Annotated in this window: 11 protein-coding genes; 2 read left to right on the top strand and 9 right to left on the bottom strand. The window is 68.6% G+C overall.

Features of this window, described 5'->3' with window-relative positions; all coding sequences use genetic code 11:
• Positions 1–89: 89 nt before the first annotated feature.
• The 4 genes from OEB96_RS06545 to OEB96_RS06530 all read right to left on the bottom strand — a co-directional run bounded on the left by OEB96_RS06545 (position 90) and on the right by OEB96_RS06530 (position 4,773).
• Positions 90–2,006 carry a PilZ domain-containing protein gene (locus OEB96_RS06545; protein ID WP_266214585.1) on the bottom strand — a complete coding sequence of 639 codons (1,917 nt, stop codon included), beginning with the start codon at positions 2,004–2,006 and terminating at the stop codon, positions 90–92.
• A gap of 715 nt (positions 2,007–2,721) precedes the next feature.
• Entirely contained in the window at positions 2,722–3,114 is a 393-nt protein-coding gene (locus OEB96_RS06540; RefSeq protein WP_266214584.1) for an HU family DNA-binding protein, read from the bottom strand.
• A gap of 188 nt (positions 3,115–3,302) precedes the next feature.
• The gene (locus tag OEB96_RS06535; protein ID WP_266214583.1) at positions 3,303–4,178 is read right to left on the bottom strand and encodes a hypothetical protein; all 876 of its coding nucleotides are present in this window, start codon (positions 4,176–4,178) and stop codon (positions 3,303–3,305) included.
• Between the two features lie 58 nt (positions 4,179–4,236).
• A complete protein-coding gene (locus OEB96_RS06530) occupies positions 4,237–4,773 on the bottom strand; it encodes a hypothetical protein (protein ID WP_266214582.1) in 537 nt (178 codons plus the stop codon).
• A gap of 165 nt (positions 4,774–4,938) precedes the next feature.
• Here OEB96_RS06530 and OEB96_RS06525 point away from each other — a divergent pair, with 165 nt between their 5' ends.
• Both OEB96_RS06525 and OEB96_RS06520 read left to right on the top strand, forming a co-directional pair.
• The gene (locus tag OEB96_RS06525; RefSeq protein ID WP_266214581.1) at positions 4,939–5,550 is read left to right on the top strand and encodes an RNA polymerase sigma factor; all 612 of its coding nucleotides are present in this window, start codon (positions 4,939–4,941) and stop codon (positions 5,548–5,550) included.
• A gap of 87 nt (positions 5,551–5,637) precedes the next feature.
• Positions 5,638–7,227 carry a FecR domain-containing protein gene (locus OEB96_RS06520; protein WP_266214580.1) on the top strand — a complete coding sequence of 530 codons (1,590 nt, stop codon included), beginning with the start codon at positions 5,638–5,640 and terminating at the stop codon, positions 7,225–7,227.
• A gap of 352 nt (positions 7,228–7,579) precedes the next feature.
• Here OEB96_RS06520 and OEB96_RS06515 read toward each other — a convergent pair whose 3' ends face one another.
• From OEB96_RS06515 to recA, 5 genes are all read right to left on the bottom strand, one after another.
• Entirely contained in the window at positions 7,580–8,440 is an 861-nt protein-coding gene (locus OEB96_RS06515; protein ID WP_266214579.1) for a hypothetical protein, read from the bottom strand.
• Positions 8,441–8,580: 140 nt separating this feature from the next.
• The gene (locus OEB96_RS06510; RefSeq protein ID WP_266214578.1) at positions 8,581–10,422 is read right to left on the bottom strand and encodes a DUF898 family protein; all 1,842 of its coding nucleotides are present in this window, start codon (positions 10,420–10,422) and stop codon (positions 8,581–8,583) included.
• A 211-nt stretch (positions 10,423–10,633) separates the two neighbouring features.
• Complete coding sequence (locus OEB96_RS06505) at positions 10,634–12,358, bottom strand: flavin-containing monooxygenase (protein WP_266214577.1); 1,725 nt, start codon at positions 12,356–12,358, stop codon at positions 10,634–10,636.
• Positions 12,359–12,551: 193 nt separating this feature from the next.
• On the bottom strand, positions 12,552–13,229 hold the full coding sequence (locus tag OEB96_RS06500; protein ID WP_266214576.1) for a hypothetical protein: 678 nt from the start codon (positions 13,227–13,229) through the stop codon (positions 12,552–12,554).
• A 386-nt stretch (positions 13,230–13,615) separates the two neighbouring features.
• Positions 13,616–14,680 (bottom strand): recombinase RecA, encoded by a 1,065-nt coding sequence (recA, locus tag OEB96_RS06495; RefSeq protein ID WP_323137345.1) that lies wholly within the window; start codon positions 14,678–14,680, stop codon positions 13,616–13,618.
• Between the last annotated feature and the right edge of the window lie 252 nt (positions 14,681–14,932).

Below are 14,932 nucleotides of genomic sequence, written 5' to 3'. Positions count from 1 at the left end.
TGAGTTGGGCGACGGAACGCATCCGTCGTCATGCATCATGCTCAGCGCAGATACCGCACGGAGCTCGTGGTATCGCGCATGCGGCCCTCCTACTTGGGAGCCGCCAGCTCGCTGATCCGCTCCAGCATCTCCGGGATTGCGGTGCGAGGCAGCAGAGCCACCATGCCGGCGCCGAGGCTCACCGCGCCCACCGAATGCATGATCTCCGGCAGATCTTCTTCCTCGAAGCACACGAAGCTGCTCTTGCCCATCGAGAAGAACCACTCGTGGGCAGCGAGCAGGAGCGACGCGTAGTGCTCACGACCGCGAGGATCGAGCCCGTAGAGGCGGATGGTATCGAGCAAGCCGTAGAGGTGCAGGCCATCATCGACCGCGTCGAGCACGGCGGCCGCCACCACCTGGCCATCCTCGACCGCGACGAGCATGGTGCGTTCCTTCATCAGTCCGTAGAAGGCCCACTCCTCTCGTAGATGCCGCTGATCATACGTCGCGGGCACGAGGTCGTGCGCCTCGAGGTACTGCCACGGACGCTTGCCCTCGAGCCGGCGCAGGACATCGTCCACCTGCTCGGGCGTCGCCTCGCTCACCCCGGGCGCGTGCACGTCGTCACGGACGTAGACGCTCAGCTTCCACACCTCGAACGGCACGCCGCATCCGTTCGGGATCGTGAGCATGAAGTCACGAAGCGCACCGCTGAAGCCGGCGTCGTTGCGCACGTAGCCCACCAGCCAGTCGATGTCGGGATTGCCCCCGGCGCGCTCGTAGGCATGGAGGTGGATGTCCTTGAGCGGAGAGCTGTCGGAGTTGACCAGGTGAGGTCGGTTGGCGTTGCGCGCCATGTGGAAGCCGAACCAGCTCCGGCTCCACGCCCGTACCGCGGCCAGGGCCGCTTCCACCCGCGTGGGGCTCTCGCAGGAGACCAGGCACCCCAGCTCGGGCGCGGCGGCGAGCTTGCGGTAGGAGGCCTCGAACGCGTCGCGCAGCAGCAAGAAGTCGAGGGCCTCGCGTCGATTGCCGGAGAGGTCGAAGTACCCCGAGGCTTCGAACAGGTCCCAGATCGACTGGTAGTTGTGGCCGTAGCTGCGCGTGGTGGGATAGAGCATGCTCTCCACCTCACGGGCCCAGCGCTCCCGGAGCGCTTCGGAGCTCGGGGTCAGCCGCAGCCCGATCATGTCGCTGCTGCGATCCCGCGATGGTGAGCGATGGCGAATCTCTCCCACGAAGCGCAGCTGCGGCCCACCCCTCCAGGTGACGATGACGTCCTGGATCGACATTCCCGGCGCGAGCAGCTCGTCGTCCTTGCTGACGCGGGCTCCGATTCCTCCGAACGAGACGTCGATCATCGCGAGCTCGAGCGGCTGCTCGGCCACGCCGTGCAGCAGCACGCGAGCGCCCGACGGAGCCGACACGCGTCGCGTCTCGCGGCGGCGGGTCAGCGTGACCTTCTCGGGCTGGGGTCGGGTCCAGCGCAGCGACTGCTCCTCGAACTCGAGGGTGGAGAAGGGTCCTTCCACCATGATCTCGTACGGGGGCTGGAGCTCGGACCACTGCGGGTCCCACTCGAGCAGCACGCCGCGCTCGGGGTCGAGCCGACCCGGGATCGACAGTCCGGAGCCTTCGCTGGCCCGCGAGCGCACCTGCACGCGCGAGCGATCGGCGACGAGCGAACGCAAGCGGCGGTCGATCCGATCCTTCGGCAGACGGACGTCGGGGGCGCCCAGGTAGGGCGCGGAGGGGAACGTGAGAGGGCCGAGGCGGCTGACGAGCTCGCGCCACCGAACCGCGTCGTCGAGCACCCACAGCAGCAGATCCTGGCTCAGCTCGTAGCGGACCAAGCCCACGACTCGGGCGGCGCACGAGGCCAGGGTTCGCCGGCGATCGTGGAGCTCGAACGACGTGGTCTGAGCCACCGACAGTCGTGCTTCGAGCGGGATGACCAGTCGCACGCCCCACTCGGCCAGCTCGGTCACCCGGGCGGGGGTGCGATCGGAGAGGAGCGCCCACACCTCGGGTGCATCCGGGAATCCACTCGGCTCCGGTTGCGGGACACGCGGCACCGTCGTCCGCCGGGAGCCCGCATCCGCGCCTTCGCTGTGCCGGTCTGCTCGATCTCGTTCTATTTCGGGCCGAAGCATCCGTTCCCCCGCGTGTTTGCCCCTGCCCGCCAACGCTCGCCTACCTCCTCGAGCCGTGGCCTTTGCAGCTCGTGAAGAGCGACCGCTGAACCTGCGGGCGATATCGTGCGCCTCCTGGTTGTCTCGCGTCGTGGTGCTCGTGGCAATGGATTTCATGACCCAGCCAGCCGGGAGGACGACGTTCACTCGCCCTACGGCACGATGGAGACGAAGATCGCGGTGCCCGAAGGTGCGATCATGTCGCAGATTTCAGCCCTCGCGCATCACCCACGGATTTCGCTGCACCGGGGACTGCACCGCCTGCTCCAAACCAACCGCGAGCCGAGCAGAGCAGAGCGAAACGCCACCCCAATGCCCCCCTCTGGGGGGCAACCTCGCTGCACCGCCTGCTCCAAGCCGAGCAGAGTAGAACGCCCCGAAACGCCACCCCGATGCCCCCCTCTGGGGGGCAACCTCGCTGCACCGCCTGCTCCAAGCCGGCCGCAAGCCGAGCAGAGTAGAACGCCCCGAAACGCCACCCCAATGCCCCCCTCTGGGGGGCAACCTCGCTGCACCGCCTGCTCCAAGCCGGCCGCGGGGGGCCAAACTAGATCACATCCTCGGTCATCCCCGGATCGGGCACCACGCTCGGCTTGGGGCTGCTGACGCTGCTCGTGGCAGCCGGCTTGCTCGACTCGGGCCGCCGAGGTGGCGGGGCCGGCCGCTGGCCATTGACCCGCAGCCGGAGATCCTTGCCCACCTTGAAGAACGGCAGACGCTTGGGCGCCACGTGGACCGCATCACCCGTTCGCGGGTTGCGACCCTCGTAGGACTTGTACTGACGGACGGTGAAGCTGCCGAAGCCACGGATCTCGATGCCTTCTCCGCGCTGCAATGCCTCGACCATGGCCTCGAAGATGGTGTTGATCACCATCTCGGCGCGTCCCTTGGTGAGATTGGCCTCCTGGGCCACGACCTCGATGAGCTCCGACTTCGTCACGCCTCACCTCGAGCCCCACGCTCGCGAGTTGGCATGGTAGAGCCAAAAACCTAGGGATTTCAAGGCTCACCAGCACGTGGCGCTCGGCCGCCAACGGCGTGGGGCTACGGGCCGGATTCGGCCCCCTGGCCGCGGCCGCTGGCGGCTTCGGGCCGGCTCGCCGGCGCGAGCGGGCACGGAAGTGCGACCTACGCCGGGGGGCTCACGGGCAACGAGGGCAAGGGCTCCTCGGCCCGCCGGTACCCCGGGAAGAACTGGAGACGATGGCAATCGTGGCGACTGTAGAAGTCGACCACGTCGGCCCACGTGGCCGTGCCCGCCTGTAGATAGGCCGCGATCGTCTTCGCATCGAGATCGACGCACCCGGACACGGGCACCTGCGGCTCGTGAGCAGCGGCGGTGGTTGCGTCGCGACCGAGCGCGAGCGGCGACAGCTGGCTGAGGTACCAGTACCCGAGCTCGGTCACCTCGAGCACCTCGACCTTCTCGACGCGCACGTCGTCGCGCCCGGCACACACCACGATCTCGGCGGACTCGCCGGGCGCGAGCGAGATCGCGTTGTGCTCGCGAGCCCCTCGCACCTCGCACTTGCCCGCCGCCCCTCGCATCACCACCGAGTACGCGATGGGACGCTTGGACACGTTCTCGACCCGTGCGATGGCGTGCACCGAGCTCACACGAGCGCCACGCTGCATATAGGCGACCTTGTCGAGCCTCACCTTGATGCGTACGTGCGGCGAGTCCCACGTGCGACCCGCTCCCAGCGTGATGGGCTCGCGCAGCTCATCGAAGTACGCGTTGGGAAGCGCGAGATCCTGCGCGGTGATCGGCGTGAGCCCAAAGCGCTCGAGGTCCTCTTGCAAGAGCTGCTCGAAGCGCCTGGGATCGAGCTCTGGCGACGGGGGCGCCTCGGCTGCGACGGCCCGGCTGCGCTCCACTCCCGCACGTAGATCGGTGATGCGCTGCTCCGCGTCCCGCCGCGCCTTGCCCGAGAGGTACAAGCCCGCCGCGAGGGTCAGCGCCAGCACGATTGCGGCGATGATGCGCAGCGAGGTGTTCGTCACCGCGTTCACCATGCCGCCGGCGGCCACGACGGCGCAAGACCACCGGCCCCTCGAGTGGTCAGGTCGAGGGCAGCCCCAACAAGCATGCGCGCAGTCGCGGCCGGTCCCAGCCCGCTCGGAGGGCGAGGCAGGCCTCGGCCAGGCCCGCGCCCACCGAGCCGATTCCCAGGGCGAGCACCGCCGACTCCTCCGGCCATGCGGCTCGAAGACGGGGATCGCGTTGTGTGAGGTCACGCAGGAATGCCGCCGGTCCCCCCTCGCCCGTGGCGCCGGAGCGCCATGCCAGCGCCTCGGCCGTGCGCCGATGGAGCTCGCTCCACAGGCAGATCGCCGCGTGGCCACGCGTCAGCCATGCGGAATAGGCGCAGTCGGGCTCGGCCAGACCCTGCTGCGCCCACGCCTCGCGCTGGCGATAGCGCGACGGACTGACCCGCTGGTGCTCGCGCAACGAGCCCGGCCAACGCTGCGCCGCATATCCCAGCGCGTCCTTGCGCATTGCCGCCTCGAGCGCCACCCGGCGCAGCCACGCGTACTTGGCGGCCATCGAGCCCACTTCGTGCGCCTCGAATACGGTGTTCCAGAACGTGCTGGACATGTGCTCACCACCCCTGCACCGCGACTGCGCCATTCGCGAGCCCGATCTTCGCCCCCTCGGCGAGGTTCCCGTGGGCCGGATAATGAGGTTAACTCGATCCCAGGCCGGAAATCCGGGCCAAAGTGTTGTCCTACGGTGCACACGACGCCGCGCGAGACGGGCTTGATGCAGAGTGCCGAGAACATTGCGATCGCTCACGTGGGCTCCTCGGAGAGCCCCGAGCTGTCGCAGGAGAGCACCTTCCTCTCGCGAGAGGAGCGGGAGCTGCTGTCGCGCGCCAAGACCGGTGAGCACCGGGCGTTGCGTCAGTTCTACAGCAGCTACCAGGGCCAGGTCCGTGCCCACCTCTATCGACTGCTCGGCCCCGACTGCGAGATCGACGACCTCACGCAGATCGTGTTCGCCCGCGCCTTCAATGCTCTCGCCACGTTCCAGGGCAACTCGACCCTGAGCACCTGGCTCTACCGCATCACCGCCAACACCACGCACAACCTCCTGCGCCAGCGATTCCGCCGAGATCGCGTCAAGACGGCCCTCAACTGGTTCAATACCAGTCGAGAGGCCGGCGTGCAGACCGGCCGCGTGGAAGCCCGTGACGAAGCCCACCGCATCCTGCAGCGCCTCGCGCCGGATCTTCGCGAGGTCTTCGTCCTCTATCACTACGAAGGACTCACTCTTCAGGAGATCAGCGACATCCTCGGAAAGCCCGTGTCGACGGTAGGGGACCGTCTGACTCGAGCCCGCAAGAAGCTCCGAGAGCTGGTGTCCGCCGCCTGACGAAGCCGACTGGGGTCTACCATGACTGCCGAGACGAACACGAAGCGCTACAGCTGCCACGAATGCCGAGAGGATGCGGAGCTGGTCATGAGTGACCGAGCAACGGCGGCCGTGCGTGGCTTCTACAACGCGCACCTGCGGGAGTGTCGTGACTGCCGCAAGATGCATCGACTGCTCTACGCCCTGTACGAGGGCCCCGTAGTGCCGCCCCCGCCCACCGGCATCGCCGAGGAGAAGGAGTTCCACGCCGCGCTCCGTCGTACCCGCGAGGAGCTGCCCGAGCCCTGGTACCACAAGTGGTCGCTGCGCGCCGGCGTGACCGCGATGGCCGGTGCTGCGGCTGCGCTCACCCTGGCGCTGTTCAGCCCCTCCACCCCCGACGAGATCCCCGGCACCTCGACGAGCTCCGTGGCCACCAACGAAGTGGCCCCGACCGATCCGGCAGCAGCCGGTGGCATCGACCACCCGGCCCAGAGCTACGGCCGAGTGCTCGGCGGCAACGCGGCCGTCACCACCTCGGGCAGCACGGCCGGCCAGCCTCCGGCCAACACCGACACCTTCCCCGTGGGCACCCGCTTTCGGGTCCATGACGACGACGCGTTGCAGGTGGGGATGGTCGGCAAGATCGTCGCCAACTTCACCCCGGGCTCCGACATCGAGTGGGTCCAGGCCACGCCGAGCCTGATCGAGCTCGAGGTCCATCGCGGCATCGCGGCCGTCCGCTACGATCGTCGCCCCTCCGATCCCATCCTCTACGTGCGCACGCCGTCGGCCGTGGTGCGGGTGATCGGCACCGTGTTCACGGTGGAGGTCGACGAGCACCAGGAGACCATCGTGTCCGTGCTTCGCGGCCAGGTCGACGTGCTGCACCCCGAGACCAATAGCCTGCGCGCCGAGGTCGAGTCGGGTGATCGCTACGAGGTCTCCACCTCGAGCCATGGCAACGTGGGCCTCACCGAGGTCGCGGCCGCGCTGCCGCTGTCCAACGAGGTCGACGGCGACTCGGCCGACTTCACCGATGCGTTGGCGCTGGCCGACGGCCACATCCCCAACAGCTGGAACGTGCCGGGTCTCTCGGACGACCCCACCCACCGCACGCTGATCAACATCCCCGCCCCCACCGCCGAGCCCACCACCTTCGAGGTTCCGGTGACTCGTCGCCGTCCGGGGGCCACCAGCCCGGTCGAGCCTGCTCACGAGCAGCAAGCGGCCGAGCTCGTCATCGACGACGAGACGGGCGACCTCATCGAGCACCTGATGAAGGACGTCAAGGCCACGCGCGGCAAGGAGCTCAACGCGGCGCTCGACGCCTGTCGCAACCTCTATGCCTCGCAGCGCACCCGCTACCGCGCCGCTCGCTGCCTGAGCGACTTCATCTCGCAGTACGGCCACGAGCCGGCCGCCGTCGAGGGCTACCTCCTGGTGGGCATGCTCCGCATGGACTACGCGCTCGACTACCGCGCGGCCGACAAGGCCTTCGAGGAGTTCCTGAGCCGGGCGCCTCGCAACCACCCCAGCGCCGAGCTGGCGATGTATCGCCTGTGGCTGTCAGCCACCGAGGACGGCCGCATCTCCGAGGCGCTGACCCGCGGCCGTCGCTACCTGGCCCGCTTCCCCAACGGCAAGTACGTGGGCAAGGTGCTGCAGCGCTTCGACGAGCTCAAGGCCGAGTACTGATTTAGCCCCCCGCGGCCGGCTTGGAGCGGGCGGTGCAGCGAGGTTGCCCCCCAAAGGGGGGCATGGTGGAGGCCGACCGAAGGGCTCTACAACGCTTGGCCCGCGGCCGGCTTGGAGCGGGCGGTGCAGCGAGGTTGCCCCCCAAAGGGGGGCATGGTGGAGGCCGACCGAAGGGCTCTACAACGCTCGCCCCGCGACCGGCTTGGAGCGGACGGTGCAGCGAGGTTGCCCCCCAAAGGGGGGCATGGTGGAGGCCGACCGAAGGGCTCTACAGCGCTCGCCCCGCGGCCGGCTTGGAACGGGCGGTGCAACGAGGTTGCCCCCCCGAAGGGGGGCATGGTGGAGGAAGCAATCACTTCGAGGGCGCGAGCAGGACGAGCCCAAACGTCTCGTAGGTGCTCGCGTCCGGCGGCAGCTTTCCGGCGGACCACGTCACCGCGCTGCCCGACACCGCGTACTCGCCCTCGTCGGTGACGAGCCTGCGTGCTCCCTCGCTCCGCTGCACCATTGCGGCCGCATCGCCGCGGGCGACGACGAGCCAGCGGCTCTCCGGACGCGCGCCGCCTCGCATGTGCGGACGACCGCGCTCCGCCACCCCCTTGGCCTCGACATACCAGCCCGGCGCGAACGTGATGTCGCCGTTGCCCGAGCTCGCGTAGATCACCCGGTGATTGCGATCGACGAGGCCGATGTCACTCACGGTGTGTATGCCCATGTTCGCCGTGCGCCACCGCGCCATCACCTCATCGCCGACTGCGACGGCGAGCCCTCCGGATCCGCCGAGGCCGAGCTCGAGCGTGCGACCATCGTCAGCCGTGATGACCAGCAATCCCGTGGGCTCGCGCAAGACATCGTCGGGGGCGGGCATCGTCCCCGGCGTGATCGCGGTGACCTTGCCGCGCACCTCGCCCTCGACCGGCTCCTTTGGCGTCGCGATCCACACGTAGCTCGTCTCCCAGGCCGGGAACGCACGCGAGTCATCGCCCTTGGGCCGCCCCGGCTCGACCGCCTTGCGCGACAGCGAAGGCACGCGCGCCTCGAGCGTCGGCCACCCGGCAGTCGACGTGGGCGTCGGCGCACCGTCGGAGGCCGCAGGCGTCGCGCCGATGGGCCGCGGCCCCATCGACGCGTCCATGTGCGTGGACTTCGTGCTCACCTGCGATGCACAAGCAAGGGCGAGCAGGCCTGCGCACGAGAATCGCGAGACACGCATCGCGCAGAATCGTATCGCGCGACACACCGACGGGATATCGGGTCAGCACGGCGGCTCGCACTCGAAGATTCTTCGAAGAACGAAGGCCGCCCCACCCCAGGGTGGGACGGCCTCCTTCGGCCGGTGTGCAAGCTCGCGGCTCAGCGCATGCCGCCGTACTGCCCGGGGTACCCGCCCGGCCCCGGCTGGGGCGGGAACGCCATCTGGCCGGGCATCTGGCCCTGCATCTGGCCGGGCATCTGGCCGGGCATCTGGCCCTGCATCTGGCCGGGCATCGCCCCCATCGGCATGCCACCGCCCGGCGGCAGACCCATGGGCATGCCCGGCATCCCGCTGGCACCCATCTCGTTGAACTCGAGGTTGTTGTACTGGAACTTCCACAGGTTCACGATGAACCAGGGATAGTAGATGTAGAACGTGATCACCGTCAGGATCATCCCCACGATCAGGGTCACGAAGAACTCGCCACCCGTACCGTGGAACTGGCCCCCGAACACCCGCCCTTGGTAGTGCACGCGGGTGTTCTCGGCGATGAAGCTCATCATCTTGACCTGGAACCAGGGCATGTAGATGTAGAGCGTGATCACCGTGAGGATCATGCCGACCAAGAAGGTCACGAACAGCTCGCCGCCCGAGCCCTCGAAGTCGAAGTTGCCCACCCGCTGCTCGTTCTCGAGGATCGCGGTCCGCGAGTAGATCGCCTTGTTCAGCTTGCAGATGAACCAGGGCATGTAGATGTAGACGGTGAGCACGGTGAGGATCGCGCCGACCAGGAAGGTCACGAACAGCTCACCACCCGAGCCCTCGAACTCGAGCCGGTAGCGGGTGCCGTCTTGCGCCACCGCCTGGGTGTTGGCGCAGAAGAACTTGATGAGCTTGACCAGGAACCACGGCATGTAGATGTAGGCCGTGATCACGGTGAGGAAGCCGTGGAGCAGCAGGATGACCAGCAGCTCGCCACCACCCCCGGTGAACTCGAGCCGCAGGTCGCCGCGGCGCGTGGGTCCGATGGTGGTGTTGTCACAGAAGTACCGGGCCATCCGGCACATGAACCACGGCATGTAGATGTAGAGGGTGATGAGGGAGAGCAGCGCTCCCACCAGCACCGTCACGAACAGCTCGCCACCGGTTCCCTGGAAGTTGGGCCGCACCGCACCCGCCGTGCCGCCGGCCATCGGCGCCATGGGGCCGCCCGGTACGGGCAGTCCACCGAAGCCACCGGGTCCTCCGGGCGGAGGCCCTCCGAAGCCACCGGGGCCTCCGGGCGGAGGCCCTCCGAAACCACCCGGACCTCCGGGCGGAGGCCCTCCGAAGCCACCGGGGCCTCCGGGCGGAGGCCCTCCGAAGCCACCCGGACCTCCGGGCGGAGGCCCTCCGAAGCCACCGGGGCCTCCGGGCGGAGGCCCTCCGAAGCCACCCGGACCAGGCGCGGGCGCCCCCGGGTAGCCACCAGGAGCGGCGGCGGCCGGAGCCGCAGGAGGATAGCCACCACCGCCCGGCGCACCAAAGCCTGCGGGCTGGCCGGCCGGCGGATACCCTCCACCCATCGCGGCTGCAGGAGCCGGAGCGGCCGGAGGAGGCGCAGCGGGAGGCGGCGCCCCGGGAGACGCCCAGCCGGGAGCGCCCCCGGGCGGTTGGGGCGGACCCCCCATGTTCATCACCGTCTTGGCCTGCGCCTGCGCGGCCCCCTGGACGGACATCAGCTGCAGGGTGGTCTGTCCGCACTGGAACCACTGGCCGGGCGACAAGGTGAAGTCGGTCAAGCGCTGGCCGTTGAACCACGTCCCGTTGGTGCTGCCGACGTCCCGTACCTGCACCACTCCGTTCTGGAAGTGGATCTCGGAGTGACGACCGGAGGTCTGCGGGTCGTTGAGGACGATGTCACCCGACTCCCGACCGATCGTCGTCGTCGGCGCGCTGATGTTGCGGGTCTCGGGCGGCCGATTGACGTACTGGATCTTGAGAACGAAGTAGCTGCTCACTCGTGCCTCCGGGGGGAGAGGCGCGAGTCTCGCAACGAGCGTGGCGCTTCGCAAGGGCGTTCGCGGGCCGCTTGCAGCCGTCGTCCCTCGCGCACCGAACGCAGCTCCCATGCTCGCAAAGGGACGCCACGAGCATTCCGGCCCAAGAACCGCAGTTCTCGCGTGCGCTGCCCCCAACTCCGTGACGAGCGCGACACGCGGCCGGGCGACGCTAGGTGCGGGCGTTGCCGTGCAGGATGTGCTTCTTCGCCTTGAAGGCCCACGTTCCGCGCAGCCCGGCACGTGGCCGGCGCACGGTGTCGACGGGGAGCTGCATCAGCGAGAACGCCAGCGCCATCAGGTTGAACGGATTGGGTGCATACGACGTGCGTAGGGGAAGGCTCGACAGCACGGCCTCCACCACGTCGGGCCTCGCCCCCGGGCCGTGCATCCGATACCAGAGCGGCCAGTTGGGATAGACCCAGTACTGCACGAGCCGCTCGAACGCAGGAGGCTTGGGCGCAGCGGGCAGGCAGCCGATGAGGCGCGCCACCGAGTCCATGAAGGCGGGGTAGTCCACCAGGTTCGGTGAGTGCTGGTCCTTGACGTAGAACGCGTGCTCGTCGGCTCCCTCCATCGCCGCACGCTCGGCGTGATCGAGCGGCAGCGCTCGAGTCCCGGCCAAGACCATGGCGAGGTAGCGCGAGAGGATCTCCGCGCAAGGAGGGATCCCTCCCTGGTGAGGACGCGCCCAGCCCATGAACGCGAGCGAGCCATCGAAGCCCGGGGGAAGGCAGTGCTTGAACCACGTGCGCGGATTCCAGTCGAGTCCATCCACCTCGAGCCATGCGAAGTCGGTCCGATAGCCGGTGCAGAGCACGGCCACGTCGACGGGGTCGATGACCACGCGCGCAGAGCCGGAGGAGCGATCGCCACGACGATCGTCGATCACGTCGGTGAACTCGAGGCGACGCCCATCGAAGGTCGCGGTGCGGGCCGACACCGCGCGAGCCTTGCCTCGCGCCACCACGGTGCAAAGCCGCGCGCTCTTGGTGGGGATCGAGGCTTGATCGCCGCGCAGCGGCTCTCCTGCGATGTTGTGCAGGTTCCACTCGTCGTTGACCCGCGCGGCCGGGGTCAGCTTGGGCATCACCCTGAAGATGAAGTGCCGGATGGTGGAGTACGCCCACATCGGTGCCGCGTTGGCCATGCGGCTGGTGGTCATCACCTCGAGGAAGTCCGAGATCTTGGTCCGGCTCCAGCGTGCCTCGTCCTTCATGACCTGCAGCTCGTCGTGCGCGGGGTCGAGGTTCAGCATGCCCGGGAACCGCGGGGCCGGAGCCATGGCCGAGCGCGACCACACCACCGTCTCCGCGGCCACCTCGCTGAGATCGGCCGCGATGTCGAAGGCGCTCTCGCCCGCGCCGACCACGAGCACGCGCTGGCCGGCAAAGTCCTCCGGGCGTCGGTACTCGGACGAGTGCACGACCCGCCCCGTGAACCCGGGCAGCTCGACCCTGCGGGGCACGTGGTTGGAGCCCGTGGCCACGACGAGGGCGTCGGCCTCGAGCACTTCGGTGGTCTGCGAGCCCGGGCCGCGGATCTCGATCCGCCAGCGGCCTGCCTCCCGATGGGCCCGGACGACCTCGGTGCACAGCCGGATGTGCCGTCGCAGGTCGAACGCATCGGCGTAGGCCTCGAGGTAGGCCTGGTACTCCTGCTTGGACGAGTACTTGATGCGCGGTTCCAGCGGCGGGAAATCGGAGAACGCCATCAAGTAGCTCGAGATGGTCAGGTAGAGGTTCTCGTAGGTCGGATCGTCCTCGCCGCGAAAGACCCCGCCGATCGCAGGTGCCTTGTCGAGCGCCACCGCCGTGTGGCCCGCCTCGAGCATCTCCTTGAGGGCCGCCAGGCCACAGGGGCCGGCACCCACGATCACCACGTGCTTGCTGATCATTGCTGGTTCCCGCCCCCGCCGTGGGGCTGGTGGCAATCCTGCGCAACGAGCCGGGCATGGCTCAAGCATGGCGAGCGTCGATCGACGCGACCTAGCGCACCGCGAGGTGCATTCGCCTGCATCGGCGTAGGGGTTGGCCGGACGGTCGTGGTCACCAACGATGGTCCGTTGGCACGACCACGACCGAGCGACGTCACGACCACCGGCGATCGCCGAGCACCTTGGCATGGAGCGCCTCGAGGCTGGCTGCATCCAGCATCTCGAGCTGGGCGCGGTGCTTCGCTTCGAGGACGATGCCCAGCAGGCCGCACAACCCCTCGATGGCCACCCTCGACGCCTGCGCACGCCCTTGCTCGATGCCGTCGCGGAGCACTCGAGCCTCCCGGGCCGCGAGCACGGGGTTGTTCTTGGCCAGCAGCGCGGCCGCGACGGCGTCGTCGGCAGCCGTGGGATCGAGCAGGGCACGAACCGGGATCGGCCGCACGAGCGCGGGGTCCTCGATGGAACGCGCGGGATCGAGTTCCACCCACCCATCGCTCACGGCGGACCACTCGCAGACCTGGTTGGTCTTGACGAAGATCGCGAACACGCGGCGGACGCCTCGGCTGGCGAGGTCTTGGGCGCGCTCGGTGATCTCGCGCAGGGACTGCTCCGCCACCACCTCGAAGGCCAGCTCTTCGAGGTGCCGACCGCCGGTGGCGGGATCGATCCCCTCCCGGCAAATGCAGGCGTCCGTCGCGAAGTCGGAGCCCGAACCCGCTCGGGTGAGCATCTCGCTCGCGCAGAAGTAACCCTCGGAGGCCGTCTGCTCGGCCACCGTCACCACCAACGCCTGACGTCGAGCATGCGGCTCGAGAGCGGGGGCTGCCACGATGGCCCGACCCCGCACTCGCTCCTCGCGAGTCTCGGGGCGGACGAGGTGCTCGTCGACCCGTGGAGCACGGACGAGCTCTGGCTCGCCAGAGCAATGGTCGTGGGATGGAAGGAAGGCACGACGATGGGGGGTGGGATCCACGAATCGATCGTACATCGAGGCATGGGAGGATGGAGCTTGGTACGCGATGGTCATTGGGGACTTTCGTCCATGGGTCGATCCGTTGCGAGGACCGAGCAAAGGCGGTTCGAAGGGGAGCAGGTCGGCGTTGAGACTCGAGGTGTCACCTCATGACTCAGGCCTGAGTCACGATGGTCCATGTCGAACGAGGGCGACGGATGGGCGCGAACGAACGCGCCCATCCATCGCCTCGCGAGGGGGGCCTACGCGGCCGCGTCGAGCCCCGGGCCCGACCAGCTGGCACGCAGCTCCTGCACCAGCGTCTCGCGCTCGGCTGGATGCTCGCGCAGCCATGCGATCGCGGCCGCCCGGCCCTGCCCCACGCGGGTGTCACCGAACGAGAACCAGCTGCCCGCCTTGGTCATGCGTCCCAGCGCCAGCGCCCCGTCGAGCACCTCGGCCTCGCGGTCGATCCCGCGGCCGAAGCTGATGTCGAACTCGGCCTGGGTGAACGGGGGCGAGCACTTGTTCTTGACCACCTTGACCCGCGTGCGATTGGCCACCGCCTGCTCGCCCTCGCGCACGGTGGAGACCCGACGGATGTCCATGCGCACCGAGGCGAAGTACTTGAGCGCGTTGCCGCCGGTGGTGGTCTCGGGGCTGCCGAAGGTCACGCCGATCTTGTGGCGGAGCTGGTTGATGAACACCACGGTCGTGCTCATCTGGTAAGCCACGCCGGCCACCTTGCGCATGGCCTGACTCATCAGCCGCGCCTGCAGGCCCAGGTGCTGATCGCCCATGTCGCCCTCGAGCTCGGCCTTGGGGATGAGCGCGGCCACCGAGTCGACCACGATGAGCCCCACGCTCCCGCTGCGCGCCAGCGTGTCGACGATCTCGAGCGCCTGCTCGCCGTGATCGGGCTGGGAGATCAGCATGTTGTCGGTGTCGACCCCCAGCGCGCGGGCGTAGGCGACGTCGAGTGCATGCTCGGCGTCGATGAAGGCGCACACCAGCCCCTGGCGCTGGGCCTCGGCGATCACGTGCAAGGTGAGCGTGGTCTTGCCCGAGCTCTCGGGCCCATAGATCTCGACGATGCGCCCCTTGGGCACGCCGCCGATGCCGAGCGCCCGATCGAGGTGCAGCGACCCGGTGGGGATGACCTCGAAGCTGGGCACCTCGCCCGGCTCGCCGCCGAGGGCCATGATGGCTCCCTTGCCGAACTTGGTGACGATGAGATCGATGGCCTTGTCGATCGCCTCGCGCAGCACGGAGGGGGCGCCATTGGAGGTGAGGTCGGAGGAGGTCTTGGTCTTCTTGTTGTTGGACATGGCTTCTTTCCTTCTGGCTCGGGCGGCCTGCTCGACCGCCGGTTGGTGCCGCCATGCCCTGCGATTCCTGTTCCGGTGACCTGGTTCAATGAAGTCCAATAGTTGGCGCGTCGATGCTTCGAAGGTGGTCCGCCCGTTGGCCGGGTCTCGTCTCACCGGTTGGCCACCGTGGCCCGAGCGGGCCGAAATTGGGGGGTCGAACGCGTTGACTCACGAGTCCCTGTCGCGAGCGACCGAGCTTCGCTCAGCCGG

This window comes from Paraliomyxa miuraensis (assembly GCF_026337845.1).
GTDB classification, from domain to species: domain Bacteria; phylum Myxococcota_A; class Polyangia; order Nannocystales; family Nannocystaceae; genus Paraliomyxa; species Paraliomyxa miuraensis.
The sequence above is the reverse complement of the archived record's forward strand: the minus strand, read 5'-3'. Positions and strand labels throughout refer to the sequence as shown.

Excerpts from the sequence above, each read along its gene's own strand:
- OEB96_RS06530 (WP_266214582.1), bottom strand. The coding sequence starts at position 4,773 with ATGTCCAGCACGTTCTGGAACACCGTATTCGAGGCGCACGAAGTGGGC.
- OEB96_RS06520 (WP_266214580.1), top strand. The coding sequence starts at position 5,638 with ATGAGTGACCGAGCAACGGCGGCCGTGCGTGGCTTCTACAACGCGCAC.
- OEB96_RS06515 (WP_266214579.1), bottom strand. The coding sequence starts at position 8,440 with ATGCGTGTCTCGCGATTCTCGTGCGCAGGCCTGCTCGCCCTTGCTTGT.
- recA (WP_323137345.1), bottom strand. The coding sequence starts at position 14,680 with ATGTCCAACAACAAGAAGACCAAGACCTCCTCCGACCTCACCTCCAAT.
- OEB96_RS06525 (WP_266214581.1), top strand. The coding sequence starts at position 4,939 with ATGCAGAGTGCCGAGAACATTGCGATCGCTCACGTGGGCTCCTCGGAG.
- OEB96_RS06505 (WP_266214577.1), bottom strand. The coding sequence starts at position 12,358 with ATGATCAGCAAGCACGTGGTGATCGTGGGTGCCGGCCCCTGTGGCCTG.